26 protein-coding genes are annotated in these 26,612 nt (G+C 34.7%); 8 read left to right on the forward strand and 18 right to left on the reverse strand.

The features are described from left to right. The first annotated feature begins 50 nt into the window (after positions 1–50). A complete protein-coding gene (locus RM51_RS09610) occupies positions 51–749 on the forward strand; it encodes a DUF1826 domain-containing protein (protein ID WP_039368283.1) in 699 nt (232 codons plus the stop codon). A 69-nt stretch (positions 750–818) separates the two neighbouring features. Here RM51_RS09610 and RM51_RS19480 read toward each other — a convergent pair whose 3' ends face one another. The 3 genes from RM51_RS19480 to RM51_RS09625 form a co-directional block, all read right to left on the reverse strand. Further along, entirely contained in the window at positions 819–1,103 is a 285-nt protein-coding gene (locus RM51_RS19480; RefSeq protein ID WP_039368284.1) for a bacteriocin-like protein, read from the reverse strand. A gap of 329 nt (positions 1,104–1,432) precedes the next feature. Next, positions 1,433–2,353, reverse strand: coding sequence for a DUF3078 domain-containing protein (locus RM51_RS09620; protein WP_039368287.1), 921 nt, complete (start codon positions 2,351–2,353; stop codon positions 1,433–1,435). 58 nt (positions 2,354–2,411) lie between these two features. Further along, positions 2,412–3,797 (reverse strand): MFS transporter, encoded by a 1,386-nt coding sequence (locus tag RM51_RS09625; RefSeq protein ID WP_039368289.1) that lies wholly within the window; start codon positions 3,795–3,797, stop codon positions 2,412–2,414. A gap of 145 nt (positions 3,798–3,942) precedes the next feature. Between RM51_RS09625 and RM51_RS09630 the strand changes: the two genes are divergently transcribed. Continuing rightward, positions 3,943–4,413, forward strand: a complete 471-nt coding sequence (locus RM51_RS09630) for an Lrp/AsnC family transcriptional regulator (RefSeq protein WP_039368292.1) — start codon at positions 3,943–3,945, stop codon at positions 4,411–4,413. A 50-nt stretch (positions 4,414–4,463) separates the two neighbouring features. Here the strand turns inward: RM51_RS09630 and bioA are convergent, their stop codons facing one another. From bioA to RM51_RS09655, 5 genes are read right to left on the reverse strand one after another with little or no spacing between them, the layout of a single operon-like run. Further along, positions 4,464–5,735 carry an adenosylmethionine--8-amino-7-oxononanoate transaminase gene (bioA, locus tag RM51_RS09635; RefSeq protein WP_039368295.1) on the reverse strand — a complete coding sequence of 424 codons (1,272 nt, stop codon included), beginning with the start codon at positions 5,733–5,735 and terminating at the stop codon, positions 4,464–4,466. A 19-nt stretch (positions 5,736–5,754) separates the two neighbouring features. Then, positions 5,755–6,768, reverse strand: coding sequence for a biotin synthase BioB (gene bioB, locus RM51_RS09640; RefSeq protein ID WP_052248457.1), 1,014 nt, complete (start codon positions 6,766–6,768; stop codon positions 5,755–5,757). Beyond that, positions 6,768–7,415 carry a dethiobiotin synthase gene (gene bioD, locus RM51_RS09645; protein ID WP_052248458.1) on the reverse strand — a complete coding sequence of 216 codons (648 nt, stop codon included), beginning with the start codon at positions 7,413–7,415 and terminating at the stop codon, positions 6,768–6,770. The genes bioB and bioD overlap by 1 nt, the downstream gene beginning before the upstream one ends. A gap of 25 nt (positions 7,416–7,440) precedes the next feature. Then, positions 7,441–8,550 carry an aminotransferase class I/II-fold pyridoxal phosphate-dependent enzyme gene (locus RM51_RS09650; RefSeq protein ID WP_039368297.1) on the reverse strand — a complete coding sequence of 370 codons (1,110 nt, stop codon included), beginning with the start codon at positions 8,548–8,550 and terminating at the stop codon, positions 7,441–7,443. Then, positions 8,543–9,166 (reverse strand): hypothetical protein, encoded by a 624-nt coding sequence (locus RM51_RS09655; RefSeq protein ID WP_039368300.1) that lies wholly within the window; start codon positions 9,164–9,166, stop codon positions 8,543–8,545. Before RM51_RS09655 ends, RM51_RS09650 begins: the two co-directional genes overlap by 8 nt. Positions 9,167–9,231: 65 nt before the next feature. On the opposite strand from RM51_RS09655, the gene RM51_RS09660 reads away from it, so the two are divergent. Next, positions 9,232–10,713, forward strand: coding sequence for an aminotransferase-like domain-containing protein (locus RM51_RS09660; protein ID WP_039368303.1), 1,482 nt, complete (start codon positions 9,232–9,234; stop codon positions 10,711–10,713). Positions 10,714–10,778: 65 nt separating this feature from the next. Here RM51_RS09660 and RM51_RS09665 read toward each other — a convergent pair whose 3' ends face one another. Genes RM51_RS09665 through RM51_RS09685 form a run of 5 tightly spaced genes read right to left on the reverse strand, consistent with a single transcriptional unit; the run spans position 10,779 to position 14,844 of the window. After that, positions 10,779–11,300 carry a GNAT family N-acetyltransferase gene (locus RM51_RS09665; protein WP_039368306.1) on the reverse strand — a complete coding sequence of 174 codons (522 nt, stop codon included), beginning with the start codon at positions 11,298–11,300 and terminating at the stop codon, positions 10,779–10,781. Positions 11,301–11,315: 15 nt separating this feature from the next. Beyond that, complete coding sequence (locus RM51_RS09670; RefSeq protein ID WP_039368309.1) at positions 11,316–11,897, reverse strand: 5'-methylthioadenosine/S-adenosylhomocysteine nucleosidase family protein; 582 nt, start codon at positions 11,895–11,897, stop codon at positions 11,316–11,318. A gap of 15 nt (positions 11,898–11,912) precedes the next feature. Further along, a complete protein-coding gene (locus tag RM51_RS09675; RefSeq protein ID WP_039368312.1) occupies positions 11,913–12,611 on the reverse strand; it encodes a DsbA family oxidoreductase in 699 nt (232 codons plus the stop codon). A 58-nt stretch (positions 12,612–12,669) separates the two neighbouring features. Continuing rightward, positions 12,670–13,836 carry an MFS transporter gene (locus RM51_RS09680; RefSeq protein WP_039368315.1) on the reverse strand — a complete coding sequence of 389 codons (1,167 nt, stop codon included), beginning with the start codon at positions 13,834–13,836 and terminating at the stop codon, positions 12,670–12,672. Between the two features lie 6 nt (positions 13,837–13,842). Next, positions 13,843–14,844: an alpha/beta hydrolase gene (locus tag RM51_RS09685; protein WP_228375802.1), complete on the reverse strand. Its 1,002-nt coding sequence runs from the start codon at positions 14,842–14,844 to the stop codon at positions 13,843–13,845. 90 nt (positions 14,845–14,934) lie between these two features. On the opposite strand from RM51_RS09685, the gene RM51_RS09690 reads away from it, so the two are divergent. Continuing rightward, positions 14,935–15,336 carry a winged helix-turn-helix transcriptional regulator gene (locus tag RM51_RS09690; protein ID WP_052248459.1) on the forward strand — a complete coding sequence of 134 codons (402 nt, stop codon included), beginning with the start codon at positions 14,935–14,937 and terminating at the stop codon, positions 15,334–15,336. A gap of 9 nt (positions 15,337–15,345) precedes the next feature. Here RM51_RS09690 and RM51_RS09695 read toward each other — a convergent pair whose 3' ends face one another. Further along, entirely contained in the window at positions 15,346–16,533 is a 1,188-nt protein-coding gene (locus RM51_RS09695) for an MFS transporter (protein ID WP_039368318.1), read from the reverse strand. 241 nt (positions 16,534–16,774) lie between these two features. Further along, positions 16,775–17,959, reverse strand: a complete 1,185-nt coding sequence (locus RM51_RS09700; RefSeq protein ID WP_039368332.1) for a dipeptidase — start codon at positions 17,957–17,959, stop codon at positions 16,775–16,777. A 202-nt stretch (positions 17,960–18,161) separates the two neighbouring features. Between RM51_RS09700 and RM51_RS09705 the strand changes: the two genes are divergently transcribed. Next, positions 18,162–18,893 carry an MBL fold metallo-hydrolase gene (locus tag RM51_RS09705; RefSeq protein WP_039368334.1) on the forward strand — a complete coding sequence of 244 codons (732 nt, stop codon included), beginning with the start codon at positions 18,162–18,164 and terminating at the stop codon, positions 18,891–18,893. 87 nt (positions 18,894–18,980) lie between these two features. Here RM51_RS09705 and RM51_RS09710 read toward each other — a convergent pair whose 3' ends face one another. Then, positions 18,981–20,963 (reverse strand): LTA synthase family protein, encoded by a 1,983-nt coding sequence (locus tag RM51_RS09710; RefSeq protein ID WP_039368337.1) that lies wholly within the window; start codon positions 20,961–20,963, stop codon positions 18,981–18,983. A gap of 164 nt (positions 20,964–21,127) precedes the next feature. Here RM51_RS09710 and RM51_RS09715 point away from each other — a divergent pair, with 164 nt between their 5' ends. Further along, positions 21,128–22,294 (forward strand): pepsin/retropepsin-like aspartic protease family protein, encoded by a 1,167-nt coding sequence (locus RM51_RS09715; RefSeq protein ID WP_039368339.1) that lies wholly within the window; start codon positions 21,128–21,130, stop codon positions 22,292–22,294. 195 nt (positions 22,295–22,489) lie between these two features. Here RM51_RS09715 and RM51_RS09720 read toward each other — a convergent pair whose 3' ends face one another. Together RM51_RS09720 and RM51_RS09725 are read right to left on the reverse strand one after the other, a co-directional pair. Next, positions 22,490–23,116, reverse strand: coding sequence for a chloramphenicol acetyltransferase (locus tag RM51_RS09720; RefSeq protein ID WP_039368342.1), 627 nt, complete (start codon positions 23,114–23,116; stop codon positions 22,490–22,492). 78 nt (positions 23,117–23,194) lie between these two features. Continuing rightward, positions 23,195–24,037: an AraC family transcriptional regulator gene (locus RM51_RS09725; RefSeq protein WP_039368344.1), complete on the reverse strand. Its 843-nt coding sequence runs from the start codon at positions 24,035–24,037 to the stop codon at positions 23,195–23,197. 160 nt (positions 24,038–24,197) lie between these two features. On the opposite strand from RM51_RS09725, the gene RM51_RS09730 reads away from it, so the two are divergent. Together RM51_RS09730 and RM51_RS09735 are read left to right on the forward strand one after the other, a co-directional pair. Continuing rightward, the gene (locus RM51_RS09730; protein WP_039368347.1) at positions 24,198–25,556 is read left to right on the forward strand and encodes an amidohydrolase family protein; all 1,359 of its coding nucleotides are present in this window, start codon (positions 24,198–24,200) and stop codon (positions 25,554–25,556) included. A gap of 15 nt (positions 25,557–25,571) precedes the next feature. Next, positions 25,572–26,555 carry an aldo/keto reductase gene (locus RM51_RS09735; protein WP_039368349.1) on the forward strand — a complete coding sequence of 328 codons (984 nt, stop codon included), beginning with the start codon at positions 25,572–25,574 and terminating at the stop codon, positions 26,553–26,555. The last annotated feature ends 57 nt before the right edge of the window (positions 26,556–26,612 follow it).

Raw genomic sequence — 26,612 nt, forward strand, 5'->3', positions numbered from 1 at the left:
AAGAACTACGCTTAATAAGAATTGAAACAATAGTTGAGTTTTATCTTAATATGGATCAAATAATTTCTAAACATCATCAAATTCAAACGGTTTCTTCTTTTGAGGAGCTTATAAAAACGAATTTTCAAGGAAGCACGAATGCCATTTCCTGGAAGAGAAAACTGGAAGGAGATTTTAAAGAAATTGTTTCGCAACTCCAGTTAGAAGAAAATATTACGGAAGTTTCTGTTGAAGATTTATTGTCTTTAAAATTAACAGCTGAAGGAAATAAGGCTAGAGAAATCATTTTGAATGATTTACAATTATTAAGTCATTTCGGAGCGTCTCCCTCTCTTAATCTATTGAAATGTTATGAACGAGATGATGAGTTTGATTTCATTTCCACCGATGTGTATTCGTTTCATGTAGACCGCTCCCCTGTAGCTACCGATACTTTTTTATGTACTTATCACGGTGCTGCAAGTGATATTTTACCTAATGAACAGGCAGAACAGAAAATACTGATACCCGAAATACGAGAAAAGCTAAAAGAATTGCATGATGGTTCAGAAGAAGACTTTGAAATTTTCTTAAAAGAATGTTTCTTCGATTTGCATTATCAGGCTAAGCAGAATGCTGAACTTATTAATTTAGGGCAAGGTCATCTTTGGAAATTGGCTGTAGATCATCCCAATCAGCAGGTTTTGCCGTGTGTTCATCGCGCACCTATTGAAAATAATGGAGAATTTAGGTTGCTTTTAATCTGTTAAATTTTATATTTCAACATAAAAAAACCGCTCCCAAAGGAGCGGTTATACCTTACTAAACTTGTGTATTTCTTAACAAGTAGATCCGCAATTAAGAACCTTGATAACAACAATACCGTTAACAACGCACTGAACGTTGCATAATGTAGTTCCTACTACACCTACAGTACCAGCTACAGCTCCACCTACAGTACCTACTACTCCACCTACAACACCACCAACTACTCCTCCTAGACCTACAACAGTACCGCCAACAACGCCACCTAGACCTGCAACAGCACCAGTGATGTTATCAAGTAGTCCGTTTCCTGAAATAGTTTTTAACTCGTTTCTGTTTAATTTTTTCAAATTTTTCATGAATGTAATTTTATATGATTAATACATCACTAAGATATGAATAATAATGATACGATTGTATCTTTTTAAAAAAAATAATGAAATATTTTTATGATTTAATATTTCGTTAATATAATTGGTATTTTTTGAATATTTCATTTTTCAATTTATTTGATTGATTCTCTAAATGTTAAAATGAATAAGTGGAAAATTTATGTAGCTGTAATCAGTGTGATCTTTTGCGTGTTTTTCGGCTGAATGCTTCGATATTGTGTGATTAGTTCATCTATTTTTGAAGGTGGTAACCCATATTTTCTAAGAGATTTGGTGTTTTTTCGTTCGTGGTTTCCTTATTTTTTCAACCAAGACTGATTTTCTTTGTTCTCAGATCTCTTTCTTCCGTTGTCAAAATTGTAGGCAAACCCAACTCCCAATGTCTGTTTTAACTGAGTTTTCTGAATCTGATTGTGATCATATAATAAATCTAAGGTCACATTGGTAGAAATGAATTTATTGATCTTCATATTAAGAACACCACTATATGAAAGTACCAATCTTTCGGGATGATCAAGATAATTAGAAAAAACAGAACCTGTATTGATCAGGTTGATATTCTCCATGATCTTTACCTTATATATAGCAGTTCCTAAAAAACCAAATTGGAATAATGAAGAGTCCCCGTCGTTTTTAAGTCCGTAAGTTCCGGCATATTGTAAGTCATCATCTAATACGAAGGTCCATCGTGCATTGGCGGGTCTCAACGTCATGGTAAAATTATCATTAGGGCGATACGTAACACCTGCACCGAGATTTAAATAGCCGGGAGCCATAAAGTTGGAAATTTTTGCAGCTTCAGGGTTGTTGCCGTCTTCGTAACCTGCTGCGAATTGAGTCTGGAGACTTGCTCCTGCAGAAATATACCAGTGTTTTGCAAATTCTCTACCATAGTTCGTTGATAGATTGATGACATCCTGTGTCTTTCTGGTTCCTACTCCTTTGGTATTGTTTTGTCCATAGCCTAAAATGATAATATTTTCCCAAAGATCTTTTCCTTTTTCATAAGTAAGATTGTAATTGACTCCTGCAAGCCATCCCACATTGTTGGCTCCACCACCGACCCAGTTTGAGAATGCGGCCTGATTGAGCATTAATGTATTTTGACCTTGTATGCTCCACGCTTTTGTGGTGTCAATTGCAGGGGCTTCAGACTTTTCCTGAGCAAATAGAAATGCCCCTAAAGAAATACTAAATGATAATAAAATCTTTTTCATAGTCTATTTATTTCTATAAAAATAAAAATATTATTTCACTTAGTAGTTATAAATTACATTAATAATGAAGAGATTTTTTTAAAATTTTCTGCTCTTTTATGATGAAATACAGTAAGATAAGAACAGCAATAGCTCCATAGATGAATAGGATATATAAAGATAATTTACTTACAGCCCACTCAGAAGGGAATAATTGAGTCATTAACGTCATAAAGGATAAGCCTATTCCTGCTCCTAAAAAGTAGCTTGTACTCGTTAAGCTGGATGCTACACCATATTGTTTGGGTTCAACATCGCGAATCCCTAAAACCGATAGACTTGTAAAACATAAAGTCATCCCAATTCCTGAAATACAAGCGGCACCACTTAAAACTAAGAAAGTCGAATGATGAAGAACAGTCGCAAAAATTAAACACAATGCTCCGGAAAGCATGAATGACCACCCTAAAAGTCCGATTTGAATTGAACTCAGTTTTTTTGAAATCTTTGGTAATATAAATTTTGCAATCAAAGCAGATAATATACTGAAAGGCACAAGCATTAATCCTGAGTCTGCAGCACTGTATCCCATATCTTTTTGAAGCATCAATGAAATAAGGAATAAAAAAGAGATAAAAAAGGCTCCCAGAGAAAAAAATACGATATTAGAAGTGATTAAAGAAGGATGAGAAAAAAGTTTAAGATCAATAAGCGGATTGGAAATATTCTTTAAACGATAGATAAATGCTCCCAATAATGATATGGCTAAAGCAATAGAACCTAAAATTAAGAAAGGTTTTTCCTGAATATGAATAAATTCATGAGTTCCGTAGGTTAAAGACAATAATCCTACCACTAAAAGAATACCCGAAATCGTATCGGTCGGTTCTTGATTTTTATTTTTTAGATCTGAAGGAAGGAATTTATATGACAGGAGAATCGTAATTAAAAGAATGGGGACATTAATCAGGAATACCCAGTGCCAACTTAAGTAAGTGCTGATAATTCCCCCAATAGATAAACCGCTCCCCGATCCGATTGCTGCAAAAGCACTGAAAATACCCAATGCATGATTTCTTTCTCTGTCTTTTTGGAAAGTGTGGGTTACAATAGACAATGCGGAAGGCATAATAAAAGCAGCGCCTAATCCTTGCAATGCTCTGAAAATTGCCAGAGTTTGAAAACTGTTTGATACTCCTGCTCCCAGAGAAGTCAGCATGAAGATCGTTCCTCCGATGATGAAAATCTTTTTACGACCCAGTTGATCAGAAAGTTTCCCTCCGATAATTAAAAATCCTCCAAAAAAAAGAACATATAAAGTCTGCAACCATTGTACCGTATTCGCAGTGATGTTAAACTGTGACTGAATAGACGGTATAGTTAGATTAATAATAGCAATATCCAGTGCTTCAACAAAAGTTCCGATGGATGCCAGTATTAAAATAAGATTTTTTTTAGGTTGCATTGTAAATGTTTTTGTGTTGCAAAATTAATTTTAATAGAACTTTTTATAAAATTTATATATTAATTTAGAACAATATTTGTAAATTTGATTTTATAAAAGAATAAATGTTCTTTTTAAAGTGATTTGAAATTGTAAAATAGAACGTATGGCAACTGAAATTTACATTCCTGATGAAAAAGACCTCTCCATTTTGCGAATATTACAGAAAGATGCAAAACTGAGTATTCGTGATATAGCGGTAAGAATTAATTTAAGCCCTACTCCCACTCATGAACGGATTAAACGACTTGAGAAATTGGGGATCATTAAAGGATATACAACCGTTGTAGATCGTAAAAAGATCAATAAAGGAATGATGGTGATCTGTATGGTTGCCTTAAATGTTCATAACAAAAAAACAGCAGGTGTATTTATTGAGCAGGTGGGTCGATTGAAAGAGGTTGTAGAATTTTATAATATTAGCGGAGAATTTGATTTTATGCTTAAAATCTTAGCAGCGAATATGGATGACTTTCATGAGTTCTTTGTCAATAAGCTTTCCGAGATTGAAGGAATCGGGCAAACGAAAAGTATTTTTGTGATGAACAGTATTAAAGAAAGCTATCAGATTATATAAAGAAGGTCTCCAACTATTTTGGAGACCTTTGTTGATTATATAGAATGATGTTAATTCAACTCCATTTCTAAAACCTGTAAGATAGATTCATAAATATAATCCAGCTCTTCAGAAGTAATGCAATAAGGAGGGACAAGATACATGACGTTTCCTAAAGGACGCATAATGATTCCTCTGTTTAAAAATTCTTTATAGAAAAACTTACCGATGGTGTTGAAGTAAGAGGTTCCCTGCTCTGTTTTGAAATCCCAGGCTAAAATAGTTCCTGTCTGACGCACGTTTTCAACTCGTGAGTGCTGCTGTAGAACTTTAGAAAACTCTTTATGTTTTTCACTAATTAAATTGACGTTTTCCTGAGTCTCTTTACTCAATAAAAGCTCCATGCTTGCTAAAGCTGCTGTACATGCTAATGGATTTGCTGTAAAAGAATGTCCGTGGAATAAGGTTTTGTATTTGTCTTCTGATAAAAAAGCGTTGAATATCTCGTTGGAAGAAGTGGTAATTCCCATAGGCATGGTTCCGCCTGTCAATCCTTTTGAAAAACACATGATATCCGGTTCTTCTGTAAGATAATCAGCAGCAAATAATTTCCCCGTTCTTCCGAAGCCTGTGAAAACTTCATCCTGAATCAGAAGAATATTTTGATCTTTACAGAACTTCATTAAAGCGGATAAATCTTCAGGATTATGCATCAACATTCCTGCTGCTCCCTGAATGAGTGGTTCATAAATAAAGCAGGCAATTTCATCGGCAATATCTTTTATTTGAGATGTTAGATTCTCCAGATTATTAGAATTTGGCGTATCAATGAATACAACATCAAAAAGCATTTCCCCAAACGGTTTTGTCCACACGCTTCTTCCGCTTACAGACATGGCGCCGAAAGTATCTCCGTGATAAGCATCTTTAAAAGCAAGTATCTTTGTCTTTTCTTTCCCTTGATTATAAGCAAACTGAATACACATTTTTAAGGCCACTTCCACAGCAGTAGAACCGTTATCAGAATAGAATACTTTCTCCTGATTGCTAGGAAGCAGCTGTAAAAGATTTTCGGCAAGCTGAATGGCGGGTTCATGCGTAAAACCTGCAAAAATTACTTGTTCCAGCGTGTTCAGTTGTTCGGAAACTCTTTGTGCAATATGTGGATGCGCATGACCATGTAAAGTAACCCACCATGAAGAAACAGCATCAATGTATCGCTTTCCTTCATCATCAAAAAGATACACTCCTTTTCCTTTCACGATAGGAATGGCGTCTTCTGTCGTTTTCATTTGCGTGTAAGGATGCCAATTGACAAGCTTGTCACGTTGCTGTAAATTCATATTTTAAAAATTAAAAGAATTAACAAGTAGATTTCCAGTTTTCAAACTGATCCATCGCTTTTTCTGACTGTCTTTTCATAGGTTTTAATCCGAGAGTTTCCAATAATTGCATGTCTTCTGAGACTCCAGGATTTGGGGTGACCAATAAAGTTTCTCTTTCTCCGGTAAAAATAGAGTTTGCTCCTGCCATAAAACACCATCCTTGTTCAAATTCGGTCATTTCAATTCTTCCTGCACTTAGGCGAACCATAGATGAAGGCATGATGATTCTTGCGGTAGCGATCATTCTTACCATTTCCCAGGTATTTGTTTTTTCATTGTCCTGAAGCGGAGTTCCTTCTACTCTAGCTAACGCGTTGATAGGAACAGATTCTGGGTGTTTTGGCATCGTAGATAAAGTCAGAAGCATAGAAATTCGGTCTCTGTGTGTTTCTCCCAAACCGATAATTCCTCCGGAACAAACGGTAATTCCTGCTTTTCTTACATTATTAATGGTGTTGATTCTATTATCAAAAGTTCTTGTAGAGATAATCTCTTCATAATACTGTTCAGAAGTATCAAGATTGTGATTGTAAGCATATAAACCTGCTTCCTGAAGACGGATTGCTTGTTCTTCCGTTAACATTCCTAAGGTACAACAAACCTCCATTCCTAAATCATTTACGCCTTTTACCATGTCGATCACTCGGTCAAAATCACGGTTGTTACGAACCTCTCTCCATGCTGCAGCCATACAGAAACGGGAAGAACCTCCTTCTTTTGCTTTTTTAGCATGCTCAATTACCTGTTCTGTAGGAAGCAATGCCTGAACTTTGATATTGGTATGATAACGGGCTGCTTGCCCGCAATATGAGCAGTCTTCAGGGCAACCTCCTGTTTTTATAGATAGTAAAGTAGACATTTGTACTTCTTCAGGATTGTGCCATTCACGGTGAACCGTTGCGGCTTTATAGATCAGTTCAAGAAGCGGAAGATTGTAAATTTGCTCTATTTCTTCTTTTGTCCAGTCATTTCTTAGTTGATTCTTATCCATTATTCTATTTTTTCTAATTGTTTTACAATATTTTCTATACTTTCTTTCGTTATATTTTTCAAATCAGGAATTCTGATAATTTTTGTTTCGGAGGGAATATTTTTACAGATTACTCTTTCGGTATCTTGTGGGAAATCTCCGTTAAGGATGAGGTATTCAAGTTTTATTTTCCTTTGAGCTAAAGCTGAAATGGACAATAAAGTATGATTGATGCAGCCTAAGTAGTTTTTCACCACCAATGCGGTGGGAATGTTTAGTTTTTCAATGAGATCAATGATAAATTCATTATCGTTTAAAGGAACCATTAAACCTCCCGCTCCTTCTACGATGAGGTTGTTTGAGGTGTCGGGAAGTTTAAATTCATTTAAATCTATGGTGATTCCTTCCTCTTTGGCCGATTGATGGGGAGATGCTGCCAATTGAAAACGATAAGTTTCTGAATAACAAATTGTATTCTCTCCTACCCAGTTTGAAATCTTCATACTATCAGAAAGATCTAGATCTCCTGATTGTACTGGTTTCCAATAATCTGCCTTAAAATATTTCGTTAAAATGGCTGAACAAACGGTCTTTCCTATTTCTGTTCCGATTCCGGTAACAAAAAGTTGCTTTTGTTCAAGGTTTTTTGCTTCTATTTCTAAATTCATGATTTTATATATCCTTTCTTTTCCTTTAAATAAAATCTCTAATAATCTTTGTCAATCCGAGAATTTCCTCTTCTGTATTGAAGCTGTGAAGGCAAATTCTCAATCGTTCCGTTCCTTCTTTTACGGTTGGGCTGAAAACAGCGTATGTCAAAAATCCATTTTCAGATAAGGTTTCTTTTAAAGCTTTTAATTGATGATTATCAGGAATGATGATTGCTTGAATTGGACTGTTTTTAGACGAAAGACTTTCTAAATTCTGATCCCGGAAAATTTTAATATTTTCTTGCAATCCAGTTGAGTGTTCACTGTTAATTTTTAAGAACTTATACCCTTTACAAATGCTCATCCATTGAAAATCATGTGCAGAAGTGCTATAAATGAAAGGTGAGGCAAAATTGATTAGGTAGCTTTTTATAAGTGGGTTTGTCAAAACTGCAGCTCCATGTGTTCCCAGCGCTTTTCCGTAGGTTACAACCGTTGCCAGAACTTGCTGTTGTAGTTGTAATGTATCAATCAAACCATAGCCAAAAACTCCAAAAGCATGTGCTTCATCTACAATCAAACTTGCGTTGTATTTTTCAGCAATGAGGGCAATTTCCTTTAGAGGAGCCATATCGCCGTCCATCGAATATAAACTCTCGATAGCAACATAACAATGTCCGTTTTGTCTTTTTAAAATCTCTTCTAAATGCTCAGGATTATTATGTCTGAATTTTAGTTTTTTAGCATGAGACATCTTGCAGGCATCATGAACGGAACGGTGAATCTGTTCATCAACAATAATGGTATCATGACGCGTCGGAAGTGTCGAAAATAAAGCAAGATTGGCGTTGTACCCTGAAGAAAAAAGTAGAGCATCCTCATACTGGTGTTCTTTTGCAATATACTTCTCAGCTTCTATTACGACAGTGCTATTTCCGCTGATTAATCTTGAGCCGGTACTTCCTGATAATAATTGTGGATTTTCCAAAACACTTTTTATTAGTGTTTCGTGGAAATCTTTACTTCTTGCAAGTCCCAAATAATCATTAGAATAAAAGTCAATTCCTTCTGACTTTAGGGATAAAATTCTTAATGTACCTTCTTTTTCTCTTTTTTGTAAAGCTTCCTGAAAATGATGAAATTTGCTAAGCATACTTAAGCTCCATAACTTCTTTAGAGATTGAATTGATCCACTCTTCGTGTAGTTCTTTTTCAATCGTTAAAATAATTTCAGCATGTTTCTTCCAATCCTCTGAAAACTCATCCAATTGGTTGATCATTTCCTCTAAATGTCCTTCTTCTTCAAGTATAATCGATTTTACCATGATTTTTGAAGAAGTTTTAGTGAGAATTTCTTGGTAAACAGGATATAATTCATCTGCACGAACTTCAATGGCATAGGTTACAAAAAGATAAGCTGCATATTTCAATTCCTCTTTGGTTAATGAAAAGGCTTGTTGAAGGTATTTACAAGATTTAATATCTAAAGAGTGAAGATATTGTTTGGTAGCAATGGAAGCTAAAAGCTCATGACCGTTATATGTTTTACAAAGTTCGGGGTCTATTTTTCCGATTTGCTTTTTAAGATAATAAGAGTGGCGGTGTTCTTCTGCTGCGTGTTTTAATTGAATTAGGCTAACTTTTGTCGGATGTTCACATGCAGAAATTTTTCTTGCTCCTGCATTTTCCATGAATGAAAGTGTATTCAGCCATTTGGCATGAGTTTCATTGTGCTGAACTATTTTTTCTAAAAGATCGTAAAATTCCATTCTTTTTTGTTTTGGTTCAAAAGTAGTATATTGCCGGATGGTTACTTGGTGCCAGTTTTTATATTATGAATAGTCCGGTTGAGATTCCATATAAAAGTTTTATTAAAATTGACAGAAATTCTGAGTCTGCAATTTATATGCAGATTACGAATCAGCTGATTAATGCAATTCAGAGAGGCTTTTTACCATTCGGGACAAAGCTTCCGGGAACCAGAACGTTAAGCCAGGTTTTAGAAGTTCATAGGAATACAATTGTTGCTGTGTATGATGAACTCTTTGCTCAGGGTTGGGTAGAAAGTCTGCCTAATAAAGGAACTTTCATAATCGGTAAAAATGATGAAAAACCGGTTGATTTTAATGATTTCAATAAAATAAACCTCAAAAACTATCCAAAATCGACAGGATTCAGTTTTAAAACATCCAATATATTAGACAATCCTTTTGAACATTCGGACTGTGAATTTGTTTTAGATGACGGCTCTCCGGATATCCGTTTAACTCAGATTGATCAGCAGTCCAGAATTTATAGTGCTACTTTAAAGAGAAGAGCTCATAAGATGGGACACTACAACCAAGATGGAAGTGAATTTTTCAAGAAGCACCTTTCCCAATATCTCAATTTATCAAGAGGATTGCCGATTTCCAATAACAATTTGCTTATTACCCGAAGTACGGAAATGAGTATTTACATTGTTTCTGAGATTTTATTGTCTGAAGGAGATACTGTATTAGTGGGAGCTTTGAGTTACTTTTCTGTGAATATGATTTTTCAGAAAGCAGGTGTCAACATTGTTACGATTCCAATAGATGAGGAAGGGATTAACGTAGATGAAGTGAGAGAGATCTGTAGACGAAGAAAAATCAGGATGCTTTATCTTACACCACACCATCATTACCCTACAACGGTGACGTTAAGCGCTCAACGAAGATTAGAATTACTGCATCTTGCGAATGAGTTCGGATTTATTATTCTGGAAGATGATTACGATTATGATTTCCATTATGATAAAAGTCCCATTCTTCCTCTTGCCAGTGCAGACACAAACGGAATGGTTATTTATATCGGTTCTTTCGGGAAATCTTTGGCTCCGGGTTTTCGTACCGGTTTTATTGTCGCTCCCGAAAATTTGATGATTGAAATGAGAAAATATCTTGGAATCATCGATCGGCAGGGAGATATTCTCATGGAACACGTATTAGGTGAAATGATTGCAGAAGGGGAAATCAATCGTTATCTAAAGAAATCATTGAAAGTTTATCAGGAAAGACGAGATCATTTCGCAACTCTGATTGAGGAGAATATTGGAGAATTGGTCAGTTTTCAAAAACCTGCAGGAGGTCTTGCAATATGGATGCAGCTGAATATTAAAATCAACTTAATGCAATTGAGTAAAAACTGCGCTCAGAATAATCTTTTTATCCCAAAGACACTTTTATATCAAAATAAAGAATTGGTGGCAATGAGACTTGGCTTTGGAAATCTGAATACTTATGAAATGACAAAAAGTGTAGAAATTCTTTCTGACAATCTGAAGAAATTAGTGTAGTAAAGAATGTAAGAATCGTAAAAATGTGAATGAAAACTGCATTTTTACGATTCCTATATTCTGGTTTAATGAAGTGTTTTTTTCATCATCAGATCGATTTGTTCTTCATTTCCCAATTTGAAAATATGGGTGTCAAACTGAATAAAACCATTTTTCTTGTAGAAATTAACAGCTCTCAGATTCTCTTCCCAAACTCCTAACCAAATGTATTTTTTGTTTTCTTCCTGAGCAACTTCTAAAGCTTTTTCATATAAAACCTGCCCTACTTTTTTACCGTGATAGCTACTTTTTACATAGATTCTTTCAATTTCAAGAGAAGTTTCGTTCTGTAATTCTGTCTGTGCTTTTCCTGAGTTTACTTTTAAATATCCAACGGGAAGATCTTCTTCCCAGGCAATAAAAAATTGCGATTCCGGATGATTGATTTCTGCTGTTAATTTTTCCGAAGCAAAGCTTTTATCAAGATAATGTTGCATTTCTTCTTCGGAATTATGGGCTGAAAAAGTTTCATAAAAAGTTTCTCTTCCGAGGCTTTGAAGAATTTCGAGATCATTAAGATCAGCTTTATTGATCATAATAGATGACATTTTTTGAAATTTAATTTATGAAAATAGAATTTTTTTAAAGGCTTCAGAAGCTAAATGTACCTGTACAGTCCAGTCATCAGCTGCGTCACTTCCTGCATCGTCAGAAATATATTTTAAGCATAGAAACGGAATATTTTCTTTCATAGCTATTAATGCTAACGGATAAGCTTCCATATCTACAATATTATAATCGGTTTCGGAATGGTTCATTTCAAAACTGTCACCACTTCCGCAAACTCCTTCGGGAAGATCATTTTTCTTTAATCCATATTCTAAAACAGGAGGAATTCCGGAAAGAGGAGTTTCATATAAACTGAATCCAAGACCTCTCACATCCATATCACGCTGAATGAATTTTGTACAGCAAATCACGTCTCCTTTATGGAAATTTTTACTTCCTGCAGATCCTAAGTTTACGATTAATTTAGGTTTTCTTCTGTGGATTTCTTTAGTAAGCTCCATCGCAGCATTTACTTTACCGATGCCTGTAATCAGTTTATTTTTATCATTAAAAACCTTTCCGGCTTCGGAATCCAAAGCAAAAACGAAAAGCGTGTCTTCAAGAGGAAATTGATGTTCTTTATTGATTGTTATCATGTATACTTCTAAAAATTAAATTTCACATCCATCTGTATCACAAGAAGCTCCGTTGTCTGAAAGGTTTTTCAGAGGAGTAACGGTTTCGTTATAAGTTTGCTGAAGAGCATTTTCAAAAAGTTCTACAGGTTGAGCTCCCGAAACAGCATATTTCCCATTCAGAATAAAGAAAGGTACTCCGGAAACGCCATTATTTCTCGCTTCCAGAATATCCTGGTTGATCCCATAATCGAATTCTTCAGAGGTTACAGCCTGTTTTGCTTCTTCTTTATCGATGCCTAAAGTTTCAGCTAAAGAAACCAGCGTTTCAAGATCTCCCACATTTTTCCCATCAATGAAATGAGCAATGAACAAAGCTTCTTCCATTTCATTAGCTTTATTGTATTTTTTTGCCAGATGTAAAAGTTTATGAGCTGAAAAAGTATTGGTAATTAAAGCTTTTTCAAAATTAAAATCAATTCCTGCCCCTTTTCCCATCTGCGCAACCTGACCAATCATTTGCTGTGCCTGAGCTTCAGGAAAGCCTTTTTTCTCTTTGAAATATTCAATCGTATTTTTGGTTTCTTTAGGGTCTAAAGTGGGATCAAGCTGAAAGCTCTTCCACTCTACTTTTACTTCATCTTTGAAAGGTAATTTTGCCAAAGCCTGTTCAAAATTATTCTTTCCTATATAACAGAACGGACACATTACATCCGACCAGATTTCTATTTTCATATCTTAAAAAGTTTATTCAAAATTAAGACATTTAATCCTCGCCAAAAAATTATTAAACCTATTCTTTACAGACCATCGCCGTATTTTCTTTTTTCTCCAGAATGCTTCTGAATATCATCATCAGAAATGCCAGTAAACCAAATACAAAACCAATCCAAGGAGTATATTCTACTCCTTTTGTAACAATGATCCAACCTCCGATTGTTGTTCCTAAAGTAACACCTAAATTTCCGAATGAAGTCGCTAAGCTATTTGCAAATTCTAAAGAATCGGGAACAGAAGAAATCATATAGGTGGAAGCATTTAAAAAGCTTGGAGAATACATAAATCCCCAAATTCCGATAACGATGATTGTTGATAATATATTTCCGTTTGAAATATGTAATAATACTGGAATTAATACAGTTCCCGAAAGAAAAAATGCCGTTGTTTTTGTAACGTTTTTATTCAGCATTTTACCTGCAATCCAAGTGGATAAAACTCCGATGATACCAAATACAAAAAGCATATAACTTATCATGGTTTCGTTCATTCCTTTAGCTTTATTCAGATAATCAGCAAAATAACTATAGGTGGAAAACCAAGCCGTAATCATAAAAAAATTAGTAGCTGTACTTAAAATAAAAGTAGGCTGAGATAAAATTTTAAGCTGACTTCCTGAAGATTTCCTCTCTTTTACAGGCATGGAAGGAAGCATAAAATAGATTGCCAATAACGCAATAAGGCTTACAATTGTTTGAATGATAAAAGAATATTCCCAGGAATATACACTTGAAATCCATGTGGCAAAAGGAACCGTTGTTACCATTGCGACAGTGACTCCGCTAAATACAATACTCATTAATTCATTTTTTTTCTCTGGTGCTGCCTTTGAGACTGCAACTGATAAAGCTGTTGCGATATAAACAGGCTGTAAAAAAGCAGGAAGTATCCGTACCAAGATCAATATCCAAAAAGGTGGAGAAAAAGAGGAGATCATTCCTGTAACAAGAAACAGAAAAACAGAAATAAGCATTATTTTCTTGCGGTCGAACCCAGCGGTCAGTAAAGTCATAAACGGACCTGTTAGTGCTATAATCAATGCAAAAGCACTTAAAAGATATCCGGCTTTATCGATACTTATTTTATAGTGTTCTGCAATTTGGGGTAAAATCCCGATCACTCCGAATTCGGTTGTAATGACTGCGACAAATCCTAAAAATCCTATATAAGCGTATTTTTTCATTAATCTTTATTTTAAATTTTCTTTTACAAATGTTGCTATTTCATCTGTGGCTAACTTTGCTTCCTTTAAACTTCCCATATGCATAAAGCCGTGAACCATATCTTTGTAAAAGACAGTCTTAACATTGATGCCGAAAGTTTTCATATTGTTCGCAAGTTTCTGGCCTTCATCTTTTAAAGGATCATGTTCAGCTAACAAAACAAGTGTTGGTGGTGTATGCTTAAAATTTTTAATTAATATAGGAATGGCTAAAGGATTGGCTTGGTCTTCCGGTTGCGGTAAATACCAATTCCAGGCTCTGATTCCTTCTTTTTTATTAATGATGGGCCCGTTTTCGTAATCTTTCCATGATTGGGTATTCAATTTATTATCAGTAGCTGGATAAATTAATACCTGAAATTTTAGTTGATCTCCGAGTTGAGTGGAAAGACTTGCCGCTAAAGCTCCACCTGCACTATCCCCAATGATTCCTATTTTGCTTTTATCTATATTTAAATTTTCTGCATTTTTGATGATCCATTCAACCGTAGATCTACAGTCTTCCAATCCTGCGGGAAAAGGAAATTCAGGAGCCAGACGATAATCAATAAATACAATAGTCGATCCTGTTGCATTTGCCAATTTACGGACAATTGCATCATGGGTTTCAAAACTTCCCGAAACAAACCAGCCTCCATGAAGATAAATAATTGCTGATGATTTCTCATTCTGGTTTCCGCTTGGTTTATACATTCTTATAGGAACTTTGTGTTCTTTCTGAGGAATATCAAATTCCTCGATCGTTTTTACGGCTTCTTTTTTACCACTTAACTGAACTGCCATTGTTTCATATCCTTTTCGGCTCATGTCGATTTCATTCTGTCCGTCAAATACCTGTATTTTTTGTAGATGTTCTGTTATTTTTATGAGTTCGGGGTTTAGTTTCATTTCGTTGGTTTTATAGTTATCCTTCATAGTAGTACAGGAAATTAATTCGGTTAATATTAATATGCTAAAGAGTTTTTTCATGTTTTTGTTAATTGTGATGCAAAATTAAAATGAAGTCTTAAATTTGCACAGTACACAGTCAATTGTATGGTACTAACAAATTTGTAAGTAATGGCAAAAAGAAAAGAAAATTCAACGAACAGTATTAACGAACTCTATATTACTCAGGAATGTGATCTTACATATGCCGTATGTAAAATTGGCGGAAGATGGAAACTTTTAATTTTATGTAAGTTGGAGGATGGTAAACTGCGTTTTAGTGAAATTCGTAAAAGAATTAACGGAATTACCGAACGAATGCTTACTCTTCAACTCCGGGAAATAGAAAAAGAAGGTTTGGTAAAAAGAACTGTTTATGCGGAAGTGCCTCCAAGAGTGGATTATGAACTGACTGAAATAGCAAAAGAGCTGATCCCAATCTGGAAGCAGCTTGATAAATGGGGTAAAAAACACCGTGAATTAATTCAGGGAGAGGTTATTACTGTTGATTGTGTTCAGCAGGATTTGAATTAAGTTTACCGATCAATTAGTAACAGAAATTCTCTTACTGAATATCAAATGTGCTATTAAGGCTAATATTCCCATTGTTGCTCCTACAGCACAAACTCCGCTCCATTGAGCGTATTGCCAAGCGACGGAAGCTGTCCATGTTCCCAAAGAACCACCTATGAAATAGGAAACCATATAGACTGTATTTAATCTGTTGACCGCATTGGATTTTATTAAAAAATAATTGGTCTGATTCATAATGTGACTGGACTGTACTCCCAAATCGACCAAAATAACACCAACAATCAGTCCCCAATAGGTTTCACCTGCAAAATAAGTGAAAGCCCAGCTTCCCAGCACAATAAGAAGAGAATACAAGATAATTCTATCCAGATCTAAAAAGCGCTGAAGTTTTCCCACTTTCGCGGCTGCTAAAGCTCCGACAGCTCCTGCTAATCCAAAACTCCCTACAACGGATGATCCTGCATTAAAAGGTGGTTTTTCCATATGAAAAACTAAGGTGGTAAACAATGCACACATGGATCCGAAAGCCATCGCCCCGCGGAAAGAAGCTAGTCGTAAAACTGGTTGAGTTTTTGCCAGATGAAAAACAGATTTCATCAATTCTTTGTAAGTTCCTTTGAAATTAGGCTGTAAATCGGGCAACATTTTATACACGGCAAACCATACCAAAATCATGATTCCGGCCGCAATCCCGAACATGGCTCTCCAACCCCACATTTCTCCAACGATTCCGCCTACAAATCTTGAGAGAAGAATCCCAAGTAATAATCCGGACATGACGATCCCGATATTGGAGGACTTTTCTTTATCTGAAGACAATTCAGCGGCAATCGGAACAAATAACTGCGGAATAACGGAGGTTGCACCGATCAGCAAACTGGCTACATACAGCATCCATAATTCCTGAGCGAACGTCATCCATAGCAATGAAGCAAAAACTAAAACTAAATCTACTAAAATCAGTTTTTTCCGGAAAAGCTTATCTCCCAAAGGAACAATTAACAATAATCCGGCTGCATAGCCAAGCTGTGTCAGAACTGAAATTTTACTTGCTGCACTTTCAGGAACATGCAGATCTTCTGAAATAAGTGCTAGTAAAGGTTGGTTATAATAGTTATTCGCAACAACAAGCCCTGAAATCACGGACATCAACCAAATGACAGTACGCGAGATACCGTTGGTAGAATTCATCTGCATAGTAAAAATTTGCTACAAATTTAGTTATAGAAAAGGTGAATTTTTTCCTGTTTCAGATTGTTAATAATTAATTGACAAATTAATGCTATCAATCATGCACAGGAAATTCAAAGGTAAGGATTATTGATTTTAATTATTGAAATTCAGTGAAAGTTAAATCGTTCGATCTTCCGCCAATATCCATTTTTTTTTAAGATTTCGAAGATTTTTATAGCCTATAAAAAGTAATTTTAGATATACTTTATTTCGTTGCTGCATCAAAAACTCTGCAGAAATTTCCGCCTCCTATTTTTTCAATTTCACTTTCTGTAAAGCCTGTTTTCAATAATGCATCTACCACGGTATAATAAAAGCCTTCTTTCTGATCTTTCCATGCGAGATTTGTTCTTTCCCCGACTCTTTCTTCTTTTTTTTCTTCAAAATTCTGCTTCTTTTCGTTAGGATTTCCGTTGGGTTTAGGTCTTGATTCATTTGGAGATCGGTAAGCAGGAGTCAGCTTTGTGTCTGTCCCAATACAAACGTGATCGATACCGATGACATCAACTAATGCTCTAATGTTCTTTGCATGATCCAAGGGTGTTTCTGCTAAATGAGTCCAAACTCCAATTACGCAGCCTGTTTCTGCAACAATTTTTGCCTGTTCTTTGCTGATGAGTCTTGGTTTCATCATTTTAGCCATGAATTCATTATTACCCAATTGAGAATCAAGTCCGGTGTGGGAAATTAAAACAGGTTTTGTGGTTACTTTAAGAGCCATATCGATGGTCTCGTTATTAGCATGGGCAAGATCAATAAGAATTCCCATTTTGTTGCATTCTTTAATAATATCAGAACCAAATGAAGTAAGTCCTCCAAATTGTGGCTGATTGGTATAAACATCTCCTAACGGAACTGAGGCATCATTATCATGTAGCAGTCCTAGCTGTCGAAGTCCTCTTTCGTAAGCGATATGCAAACGATCTATTTTTCCTTCCAGAAAATGACCTCCTTCCACAGACTGAATGACGGTAGGAATATGTTTTTGATGATAAGATTTTAAGTCTGAAAAATTCAATGAACGCTTAATCCCGTTGTCCTTAAGAATGACATCCATTGCATCAAGCCCCGTAATGAATCTGTTATATGCGTCTCCCGGATTTTCCAATTTCTGATAATCTACGGCAAAAGTCATACTGATGGCAGATAATCCTGATTTTTTCATTTCACCCATTAAATCTACTTTTGGACCAGGTAATTCTTTAGCATTTAAAGGAACATCAATATGATTGTGGGTATCAATTCCTATGGTATTGGCAACGATTTTAGAGACTCTGGGATCAATTTCAGAGATCGTCCAGGATAATAACGGATTGAGCATTAATACAGCTCCTGCTCCACCTAATGTTGTTAAAAATTTTCTGCGAGACCATTGTTGCGAATTTTCCATAAGATTATTTTAAATTTTTATTACTAGTTTTTGACAAAGAATTGTCATAAAGCAATCGATTACACTCTTTTGATATAGACTTGATTGAAATGTTAAATAAACTTTTAAATAATTTATAATTTTAAGTGATTATCGCTTTTACCAATGATCTCTATTGAGAAAAAGCTTTCTGTATTTTAAAAATTATGAAGAACTTTGCAGCATGAAAATTATACCATTAAAAGAAGGAAATTTTTCTACCAACAAGACCAAAGATTTTACGCTTTTAGCAGATGAAAATAAAGATGTTGTTAAAGGAATTAAAATGTCGGTCACTCCTTTTTTAATTATTACAGAAAATGATGTTATTCTGCTGGATGCAGGAATTGGATGGAAGAATGAAAATGGAGAAACGGTAATTTTTGAGATTCTCAAAAAAGAAAATATTAATCCCAATCAGGTAACGAAAATACTGCTTTCACATCTTCATAAAGACCATATCGAAACAGTGATTACAAGAGATGGAAATGGTTTTGAAGCGACTTTTCCTAATGCAGAAATCTATATTCAAAAAAGAGAATTGGATTTTGCTCTGGAAAACCAAGGAAATCATTCTTTTGATTTTGATACACTGGAAAAACTGATTGAACTGGATAATATTGTCTGGATGGATGAAGACAAAGGTCAGATTACGGATGAGATTTCTTTTGAAGTCGTTGGAGGTCATACACCTTTTATGCAGGTTTTCTGGATTAAAGAAAATGATGAAACTGTTTTTTACGGAGCGGATAATCTTCCACAAGAATCCTACCTGAAGTACCATCTTGCTTACAAGAGTGACTTTGATGGAAAAAAAGCGATGGAACTTAGAGTAAAATGGCAAAAAGAAGCCATCGAAAATCACTGGAAAGTATTGTTGTATCATGACCTTAATAAAGCTGTTTTAGAATTTTAATATAATTCTAAAGCTATATATTATTAAAAATAAAAAAACTCTTCTCTAAAATATAGAGAAGAGTTTTATTTATATCGAAAAATCAGCTTATTTCTGCTTCATTTTTCCGTTTTTAAATCTTTCACTTGCTGTTTGATAATAAGCAATGGTTTCTGCAACGAGATTATTGTTTTTAGACTTGACTTCAGATAATGACTGATCTGCTCCGGTTACATTGAATTGCTTTACTTTCCTTTTGTCATCAATCTGCGTGAATACATTGTTTTTTAGTAATCCCAACGTTCTGTAATTTCCTAAGAAAGCTCTTTCTTCACCCGGTTTTGTTTGATTAATATCTTTTCCATACAAACTTGTAGTATAATTCCAGTTTAAATACCCGAATAATGTTGGCATTAGATCGATTTGAGAAGTTAGACGATCTATTTTTTCTGGTGTATGATTAAGGTTGTAAATAATCGCTGGAATATGGTGTTTTGCAATATTGATTTCCCATTTTCCGGCACTGCTTGCACAATGGTCTGCAACAATTAAAAATACAGTATTCTTGAACCAAGGCTTAGTTTTTGCCGTAGCAATAAACTGTCCTAAAGCGTAATCCGTATACTTCACCGCGGCATCTCTCTCTCCTTGTGGAAGATCAATCTTACCTTTCGGGAAAGTATAAGGTTTGTGGTTAGAAGTTGTCATGACAAACTGGAAAAAAGGTTTGCTTTCCTGAGTGCTTTTATCAGCATATTTTATAGATTGCTTATAAAGATCTTCATCACATATCCCCCATGCATTTTCAAAATTTACTTCCTGGTCTTCTATCGCGTATCTTTTGGTTTTGATCTCATCAGACAGTGGGTTCCCTCTGTCTCTGTCTACAATATCAAAACCTTGTCCTCCAAAAAAGTTATTCATATTGTCAAAATAACCGTCTCCTCCGTAAATGAAGTAAGGATGGTATTTTTTCGATTGTAAAACTGTAGAAATTGAGAAGAGATTTTGATTATTAGGTCTTCTTACAATACTGTTTCCTGGTGTTGGAGGAACACACAATGTAAGGGCTTCCATTCCTCTTACTGTTCTTGTTCCGGTTGAGTATAAATTGGTGAAAAATATACTTTCGTTGACCATTTTATCGTAATTCGGTGTAAGATTGTTCTTATTTCCGAAAGCAGTTAAGAAATCAGCACTGAAACTTTCTATTGCAATTAAGATAATATTCGGGTTTTGTTCATTTTCTCCTTTCGTAAGTCTTGAAATATCATCGTATTGAGTAGATGTATAGTTTTGATTATTTTGTAACAAGTTTTGTTTTAAAGTTTTATAAGCTTCCTGATCCGATACTTTTGGATAGAAAGTCTGATAATCAAGTTCATTTGATTTAAAAGCCGTTACAAAAGAAAATGCTCCGTTTTTACCTAGTTCGTTAATAATAAGGTTGTTGCTGAATTCCGCCTGTTTGTTCTTCAAAACCAATGCTAAAACTATTGTAACAGCAGCAAGTGGCAGGAAATATTTTGCTCGTGAAGCGAATGGTTTTTTGTCTGTAAAAGTGTTGCTGAAAACCTTTAATTTTTTAAACACAACAAATGTTGAAACAATTAAAAGGATTAAAACCGCTGCAATAAGTGGTAATGGATAAGACTGGTTGATATTTTCTACTACTTCATACGTGTAAATCAGATAATCTACCGCAATAAAGTTGAATCTCGCTCCAAATTCATCCCAAAATGGTATTTCCGCCAAAAGACTGAAATATACAATGATGAAGATAAGCGTGAAATAGAAATAGCTGAAAATTTTATCAAAAACAGAACCTATCAACTTCTTTGGAAGCAATAAAAGATAAGCTCCGTACAAAAGCAGGAATAATGATCCTATGGTAAAATCAAAAAGAAATCCTGTAATAAAAGCCCTTAAAACAGATAAAAAGCTAAAATCTACATCCTTTATCGAAACAATAAGAAAGCCTGTTCTTATTAAAAATGATAACGAAATGTATAGGACTAAAATACTGAACAGAGCAGAAAATCTGCCCTTGAAAATCTTTTGATTGAGAGTTGAAATACTTTTTGAAGACATAGTTATTTTAAAAGAGCGTAAATTAACTATTAAATTTTGAATAAATTTTGAATTTGTTAAAGTTTGTAAAAAAAACTGATAATTTTTATTGAGTTTAAATCTATTTTATTTCTTTATTTAGTGAGTTGTAGTTTATATTTGTGAAAAATTAAGCAAATCATAAAATGAAATTATCCATATCTGCTCTTCTCCTTGTAAGTTCTACTCTAGTGTTTTCCCAGAAACAATTATTGGTTGTAAATTCTAACACACAAGAGGTAACGATAACGGAAAATAATGAAATAAAAACGAGCTGGTTTTTAAATCCTAAAATAAAACCAGACACCTATACTACAGGGAAAAATGTAAAATTTAAAAGTGTAAAACTAAAAACTGATATAGATTCTATTGAAGTCAAGTTGAAACCCAATGAAAAGTTCGATTTTATCGTTCTGCTTAATGGAAAAGATTCCTGTCTTACCCGATTTGAAAGTCCGGAGATCAAAAATTTTTCTAAAGTAAAACCTGTTCAGAGAGATACTCTTTCCTTCGTTCTTACAGAGCAGAATAACATAAAGCTTAAAGGAAAACTTAATCATAAAGATGATGTTGATTTAATGTTTGATACTGGAGCAACAGGTTTTTATCTGATAAAAGATGCGATTAAAAAATACCTGAATCCGACCGGACAAAAATTAACCATGAAAGACATCAGTGATAATGATTTTACTGTAGGAAACCTGGAATGGAAACATCAGCAAATTTATCCGATCGAAACAACCGGACATGGTTGCGACGGAATGTTTGGCTGGAGTGCTTTTGACGGTAAGGTTGTAGAAATAGATTATGATAAAAATATCATTGTTGTTCATTCTAAACGTCCTAAAATAAGCAAAGACTATGAAAAATTTGAAATGGAACTGATGAAAGAACACTTCTGCATCAATGTAGAAATGGAAGTCAATAATAAAAAATATAAAAACAGATTCTTATTTGATTCCGGGTTCCAAAGAACATTAATATTCGATAATGCTTTAATTACAAAAAGCGGTTATCCGAAAGCAGATTTACCTGTAATCGCAAAAACGGTGATGTATAACTCAAATAAAGACGCCATTCCTATGGAAACGATACTTAATGAGAAATTGATATTTGGGAAATATGTATTGAAAAACGTTCCGGCTCAGATCAATTCATATAATCAGCCTGCAGGTTTTAGTACCAATTTTTTAGGAGGTGAAGTTCTGAAGCGTTTTAATACGATTCTTGATTTTCAGAATAATGTAGTGTATCTGAAACCAAATCACCTGTTTAATGAAGACTACAATATTCCTAAAAATGAAAAATCTTAATAGCAATAAACGGGTTTAAACTTTTTATTCAACCACAAAAGCCACAAAAGTTATTTGTAAAAAAGATAATAGTTAGATAGTAAAAAGTTCTCAAAGAATAAAAATCAGAGATTTTTAAAGACTTCTATGTTCTTTTTCAGTTTAATAATAAACTTTAATACTATCTAAATCTTTTGTGACTTTTGTGGTTACTATTTAAAGATCCAGCTGTCTTTGAAACTCTTCAATATATTTTGCAAGATGAAGACCATCTGCTAATCCGTGGTGAGCTTCTATCGACACCGGCATGAATTTTCTTCCGTTTCTGATGCTGAATTTTCCAAAGGCAATTTTCGGAATACATTCTTTAGGATCAAAATTGGTCGGATGTAAGATGGCACTGAAAGAATTCCACGGAATGGTAGTATGTCTGATGTGATTGATCGGTAAAACATCATTGCTGATTCCTAACCCTGTAGAATTTTGAACAGACTGTATCTCTTCCTGTAAACTTGCATTGAAAGTTTCAAAATCCGGAGAATAATGAAAAAATGAAAATCCAAATGTTCCATCTGGTCTTCCGATGGTTCCTCCAACGTGAACCTCATCATATAAGACTACGTTTCCATCTACAATTCTGAGCTTCAGCTCATCTACTGTATTGATCGCGACCATTGATTTATAAAGATAAACCGCATAAAAAGACTCCCTTTTTTCCTTTGCAAAATCATATGCCTTTGTACAGTCAACTTCTGTTGTAAAGCCAAAATATGGACTTTTCATGCTCGAGAAAAATTCAAAATGTTCCTTTCTGTTCCAACGCTCAAAATCTATTACCTTCATTGATTTATTTTTTGCAAATTTCCGTAAGTTTTATCGATTTTAAAAATTGTAACAAAGAAAAATTCGTTTTACATCAACTTATGAAGTATGCTGAAATTTATAATCGGAAGGATTAATGTTCAGTTGCTTTTTAAAATAATTGGTCAAATGGCTTTCATCGGTAAAACCAAATTCAAACGCGATCTGCTTCATTGTCATTTGTCCTGCCTGAATCCTTCTTTCAATTAATTTTAATTTATAATCTGTGATATATTTCCGGTAAGAAACTTCAAAATTTCTTTTAAAATAGGCACCAAAATAAGTGTCTGAAATATTAAAATGCTTAGAAATGACATTGATTCTTATAAGTTCCGGACTGTAAATGTTTTGATGAATGTAGGAAATGAGATCATCTTTTTTAATCGTTCCGCTTTCTACATTAATATTTAAAAACTTTGCAGACGCTTCACGAATTAATCCAAACAGAGATAAAATCTGGAAAAACATAATCGGAGAATCCGAAACTTTGTGAAATCTGTTATATTCAATAATATTTTCAACTGTTTTTTTCAGAATCGTCTTGCAGGGTTCATCAAAGCTCAGTTTTTCTTCCTTTAACAAAGGATTCCGCATAATATTAACCGGAGAAGTGGTGGTAAGATTGTCCGGTGAAAGGTGCTTATTGGTTTCAAAATAACTGTCATTGAATTTGATGAAACAAAACTTAGTGGATTTTTTAATCTCAAAAAAATGTTCGTCTTCGGGAGAAATCAAATAAAGATCTCCGGATTTATAAGGAATCACCAATTTATTAAAATAATGATTTCCGCATCCTTTGAAGATGTAGATCATTTCATAATAGGTATGACTATGATTGGGAAAAGGATAAACAGATGTTTCAAAAACATCAATCTCCAAAGGCTCGAACTGTTTTCGTTTCATACCCTAAAGTTACAATATGTTAAATGATTTTTACAACCTTAAAATGGATTTTTTTGACAAAATTTGTATAGACCGAAAAGATTATTCTCTAAATAAAGTTTCCGGTTGTATTTATTCTTGTCCCTATTTCAGTTTTACAACAACCCAAAATACTTAAGATATGAAGATGCTAACCAAAATATCAGGAGCTCTATTGGCCAGTTTTTTACTTCTTTCCTGTAATCAGAAAAATAAAGAAAATACGGAGGCTTCAAATGAAGTTTTATTGCTGGAAAACGTCCGGTTAATAGATGGAAACGGAGGAAATCCCATTGAAAATACCAAAATTTTAGTTAAAAACGGGAAAATTACCCAGATAGGTAACGATATTTCAGATAAAGATGCTCAAACAGTAGATTTAAAAGGAAAAACCATTATTCCTGCTTTGATTTCTGCACATTCCCATATCGGTACTTTAAAAGGAACCACTACAAAACCTGAAAACTATACGGAAGAAAATATTCTTTCACAATTAAAAAAATACCAGGATTACGGAGTATTGAATGTCATGGTGATGGGAACAGATCGCCCTCTTTTGTTTGAAAGCGGTTTGAGAGACCGATCTGCAAAAGGAGAAATTGAAGGGGCAAGAATTCATTCTGCAGGATATGGTTTCGGAGTTGCCAACGGAGCTCCACCACTCGATTTTGCGATGGATAAAGTTTTCCGTCCGACTTCTGTAGCTCAGATTCCTTCTGAAATGGACAGTCTGGCAAAAGGAAGTCCGGAAGTTGTAAAGATTTGGGTGGATGATTTTAACGGAAAATACAACATTAAAATCAAGCCTGAAATCTATAAAGCGATCATTGAAGAAGCACATAAAAGAAATCTGAGAGTTGCTGCTCATGTTTATTACCTTTCTGATCTGAAAAAATTAGTTGCGGATGGTATTGATATTATAGGACACAGTATTAGAAGTGAAGTCATTGACGATACTACTCTGGCTCAGATGAAAGCAAAAGGAATTGTCTATATTCCTACCCTTTCTCTGGATGAGTTTGCTTTTATTTATGCCAAAAAACCGGAATGGATCAATGATCCTTTCTTTAAAAATTCCCTTGAACCGGGTGTTTACGAAATGATTACTTCTAAAAAATATCAGAACGATCTTAAGAATTCTCCGAATTTTACAAAGAATATGAAAGCTTTTGAAATTGCTAAGCAAAATCTTAAAAAGATTTTTGATGCAGGAATTTTGGTAGCAATGGGAACAGACAGTGGAGCGATGCCTTTAAGAGCACAAGGCTTTTCAGAACATTTGGAATTACAGCTTATGACAGAGGCAGGATTAACTCCTCTTCAGGCTTTAACGGTGGCAACAAAAAACTCAGCAAAAGCTTTAAAAATTGATAAGGATTTCGGAACTCTTGAGGCCGGAAAAACAGCAGATTTCATCGTAGTTGACGGTAATCCTGCAAAAAGTATTAAAGACACAAGAAAAATAGTCTCTGTATATAAAGCCGGGAAAAAAGTTAAATAAAGAATAATTAAAATTATGGAATACAGAAAATTAGGAAACAGTAATTTAGAAATATCAGCAATTACTTTTGGAGCTTGGGCTGCAGGAGGCTGGATGTGGGGAAGTACAGATAGAAATGAAGCTGTTGAAGCCATCAAAGCATCTTATGACGTGGGAGTAACTTCCATTGATACCGCTCCGATTTACGGACAGGGAACGAGCGAAGAAATTGTAGGAGAAGCCATCAAAGGGATTTCCCGTGACAAGGTTCAGATCCTGACAAAATTCGGAATGCGTTGGGATCTCGCAAAAGGTGATTTTGCCATGCACAGTAAAAATAATGACGGAAAGGATATTGATGTCTATAAATATGCAGGAAAAGAAAGCATTATTTATGAATGCGAACAGAGCTTACAAAGATTAGGAACAGATTATATCGATCTCTATCAGATTCACTGGCCCGATTCTACAACGCCGATTGATGAGACTTTCGAAGCTGTTTCCAGACTGATTGAGCAGGGAAAAGTACGTTTTGCAGGGGTTTGCAATTACGATGCGCAACAAATGGCAGAAGCGGAGAAAACGTTGAATTTGGTTTCCAATCAGATTCCTTTCAGTATGGTGAACCGTGGAATTGAAGAAGAAACGGTACCATACTGTATCGAAAATAATAAATCAATTCTGGCGTACAGTCCGTTAGAAAGAGGTTTGCTGACCGGAAAAATTCATAACGGGTATCAGTTTCAGGAAGGAGATCACCGTGCAAGCCACAAGCATTTCCAGCCTGAATTCATTGAAAGGACCAATGCACTTTTAGATCAGATAAAACCAATCGCAGAAGCACACAATGCTACTTTAGGACAGTTGGTGTTGCGCTGGACCATCGAAAGACCGGGAATTACCATTGCTTTAGCCGGAGCGAGAAATGCGGAACAGGCCGTTCAGAATGCAAAAGCTGTTGAAATTAATTTAAGCAAAAAAGAAATAAGCACGATAAACGAGTTAGTTAATAATTTTTAAGCTAAAAATCTGAATGATTGACATTGAAAAACAACAAATTGATCATTCAGATTTAAC

Source organism: Chryseobacterium taiwanense, from assembly GCF_000813825.1.
Classification (GTDB): Bacteria; Bacteroidota; Bacteroidia; order Flavobacteriales; family Weeksellaceae; genus Chryseobacterium; species Chryseobacterium taiwanense.

Excerpts from the sequence above, each read along its gene's own strand:
- RM51_RS09610 (WP_039368283.1), top strand. The coding sequence starts at position 51 with ATGGATCAAATAATTTCTAAACATCATCAAATTCAAACGGTTTCTTCT.
- RM51_RS19480 (WP_039368284.1), bottom strand. The coding sequence starts at position 1,103 with ATGAAAAATTTGAAAAAATTAAACAGAAACGAGTTAAAAACTATTTCA.
- RM51_RS09620 (WP_039368287.1), bottom strand. The coding sequence starts at position 2,353 with ATGAAAAAGATTTTATTATCATTTAGTATTTCTTTAGGGGCATTTCTA.
- RM51_RS09625 (WP_039368289.1), bottom strand. The coding sequence starts at position 3,797 with ATGCAACCTAAAAAAAATCTTATTTTAATACTGGCATCCATCGGAACT.
- RM51_RS09630 (WP_039368292.1), top strand. The coding sequence starts at position 3,943 with ATGGCAACTGAAATTTACATTCCTGATGAAAAAGACCTCTCCATTTTG.
- bioA (WP_039368295.1), bottom strand. The coding sequence starts at position 5,735 with ATGAATTTACAGCAACGTGACAAGCTTGTCAATTGGCATCCTTACACG.
- bioB (WP_052248457.1), bottom strand. The coding sequence starts at position 6,768 with ATGGATAAGAATCAACTAAGAAATGACTGGACAAAAGAAGAAATAGAG.
- bioD (WP_052248458.1), bottom strand. The coding sequence starts at position 7,415 with ATGAATTTAGAAATAGAAGCAAAAAACCTTGAACAAAAGCAACTTTTT.
- RM51_RS09650 (WP_039368297.1), bottom strand. The coding sequence starts at position 8,550 with ATGCTTAGCAAATTTCATCATTTTCAGGAAGCTTTACAAAAAAGAGAA.
- RM51_RS09655 (WP_039368300.1), bottom strand. The coding sequence starts at position 9,166 with ATGGAATTTTACGATCTTTTAGAAAAAATAGTTCAGCACAATGAAACT.
- RM51_RS09660 (WP_039368303.1), top strand. The coding sequence starts at position 9,232 with ATGAATAGTCCGGTTGAGATTCCATATAAAAGTTTTATTAAAATTGAC.
- RM51_RS09665 (WP_039368306.1), bottom strand. The coding sequence starts at position 11,300 with ATGTCATCTATTATGATCAATAAAGCTGATCTTAATGATCTCGAAATT.
- RM51_RS09670 (WP_039368309.1), bottom strand. The coding sequence starts at position 11,897 with ATGATAACAATCAATAAAGAACATCAATTTCCTCTTGAAGACACGCTT.
- RM51_RS09675 (WP_039368312.1), bottom strand. The coding sequence starts at position 12,611 with ATGAAAATAGAAATCTGGTCGGATGTAATGTGTCCGTTCTGTTATATA.
- RM51_RS09680 (WP_039368315.1), bottom strand. The coding sequence starts at position 13,836 with ATGAAAAAATACGCTTATATAGGATTTTTAGGATTTGTCGCAGTCATT.
- RM51_RS09685 (WP_228375802.1), bottom strand. The coding sequence starts at position 14,844 with ATGAAAAAACTCTTTAGCATATTAATATTAACCGAATTAATTTCCTGT.
- RM51_RS09690 (WP_052248459.1), top strand. The coding sequence starts at position 14,935 with ATGGCAAAAAGAAAAGAAAATTCAACGAACAGTATTAACGAACTCTAT.
- RM51_RS09695 (WP_039368318.1), bottom strand. The coding sequence starts at position 16,533 with ATGCAGATGAATTCTACCAACGGTATCTCGCGTACTGTCATTTGGTTG.
- RM51_RS09700 (WP_039368332.1), bottom strand. The coding sequence starts at position 17,959 with ATGGAAAATTCGCAACAATGGTCTCGCAGAAAATTTTTAACAACATTA.
- RM51_RS09705 (WP_039368334.1), top strand. The coding sequence starts at position 18,162 with ATGAAAATTATACCATTAAAAGAAGGAAATTTTTCTACCAACAAGACC.
- RM51_RS09710 (WP_039368337.1), bottom strand. The coding sequence starts at position 20,963 with ATGTCTTCAAAAAGTATTTCAACTCTCAATCAAAAGATTTTCAAGGGC.
- RM51_RS09715 (WP_039368339.1), top strand. The coding sequence starts at position 21,128 with ATGAAATTATCCATATCTGCTCTTCTCCTTGTAAGTTCTACTCTAGTG.
- RM51_RS09720 (WP_039368342.1), bottom strand. The coding sequence starts at position 23,116 with ATGAAGGTAATAGATTTTGAGCGTTGGAACAGAAAGGAACATTTTGAA.
- RM51_RS09725 (WP_039368344.1), bottom strand. The coding sequence starts at position 24,037 with ATGAAACGAAAACAGTTCGAGCCTTTGGAGATTGATGTTTTTGAAACA.
- RM51_RS09730 (WP_039368347.1), top strand. The coding sequence starts at position 24,198 with ATGAAGATGCTAACCAAAATATCAGGAGCTCTATTGGCCAGTTTTTTA.
- RM51_RS09735 (WP_039368349.1), top strand. The coding sequence starts at position 25,572 with ATGGAATACAGAAAATTAGGAAACAGTAATTTAGAAATATCAGCAATT.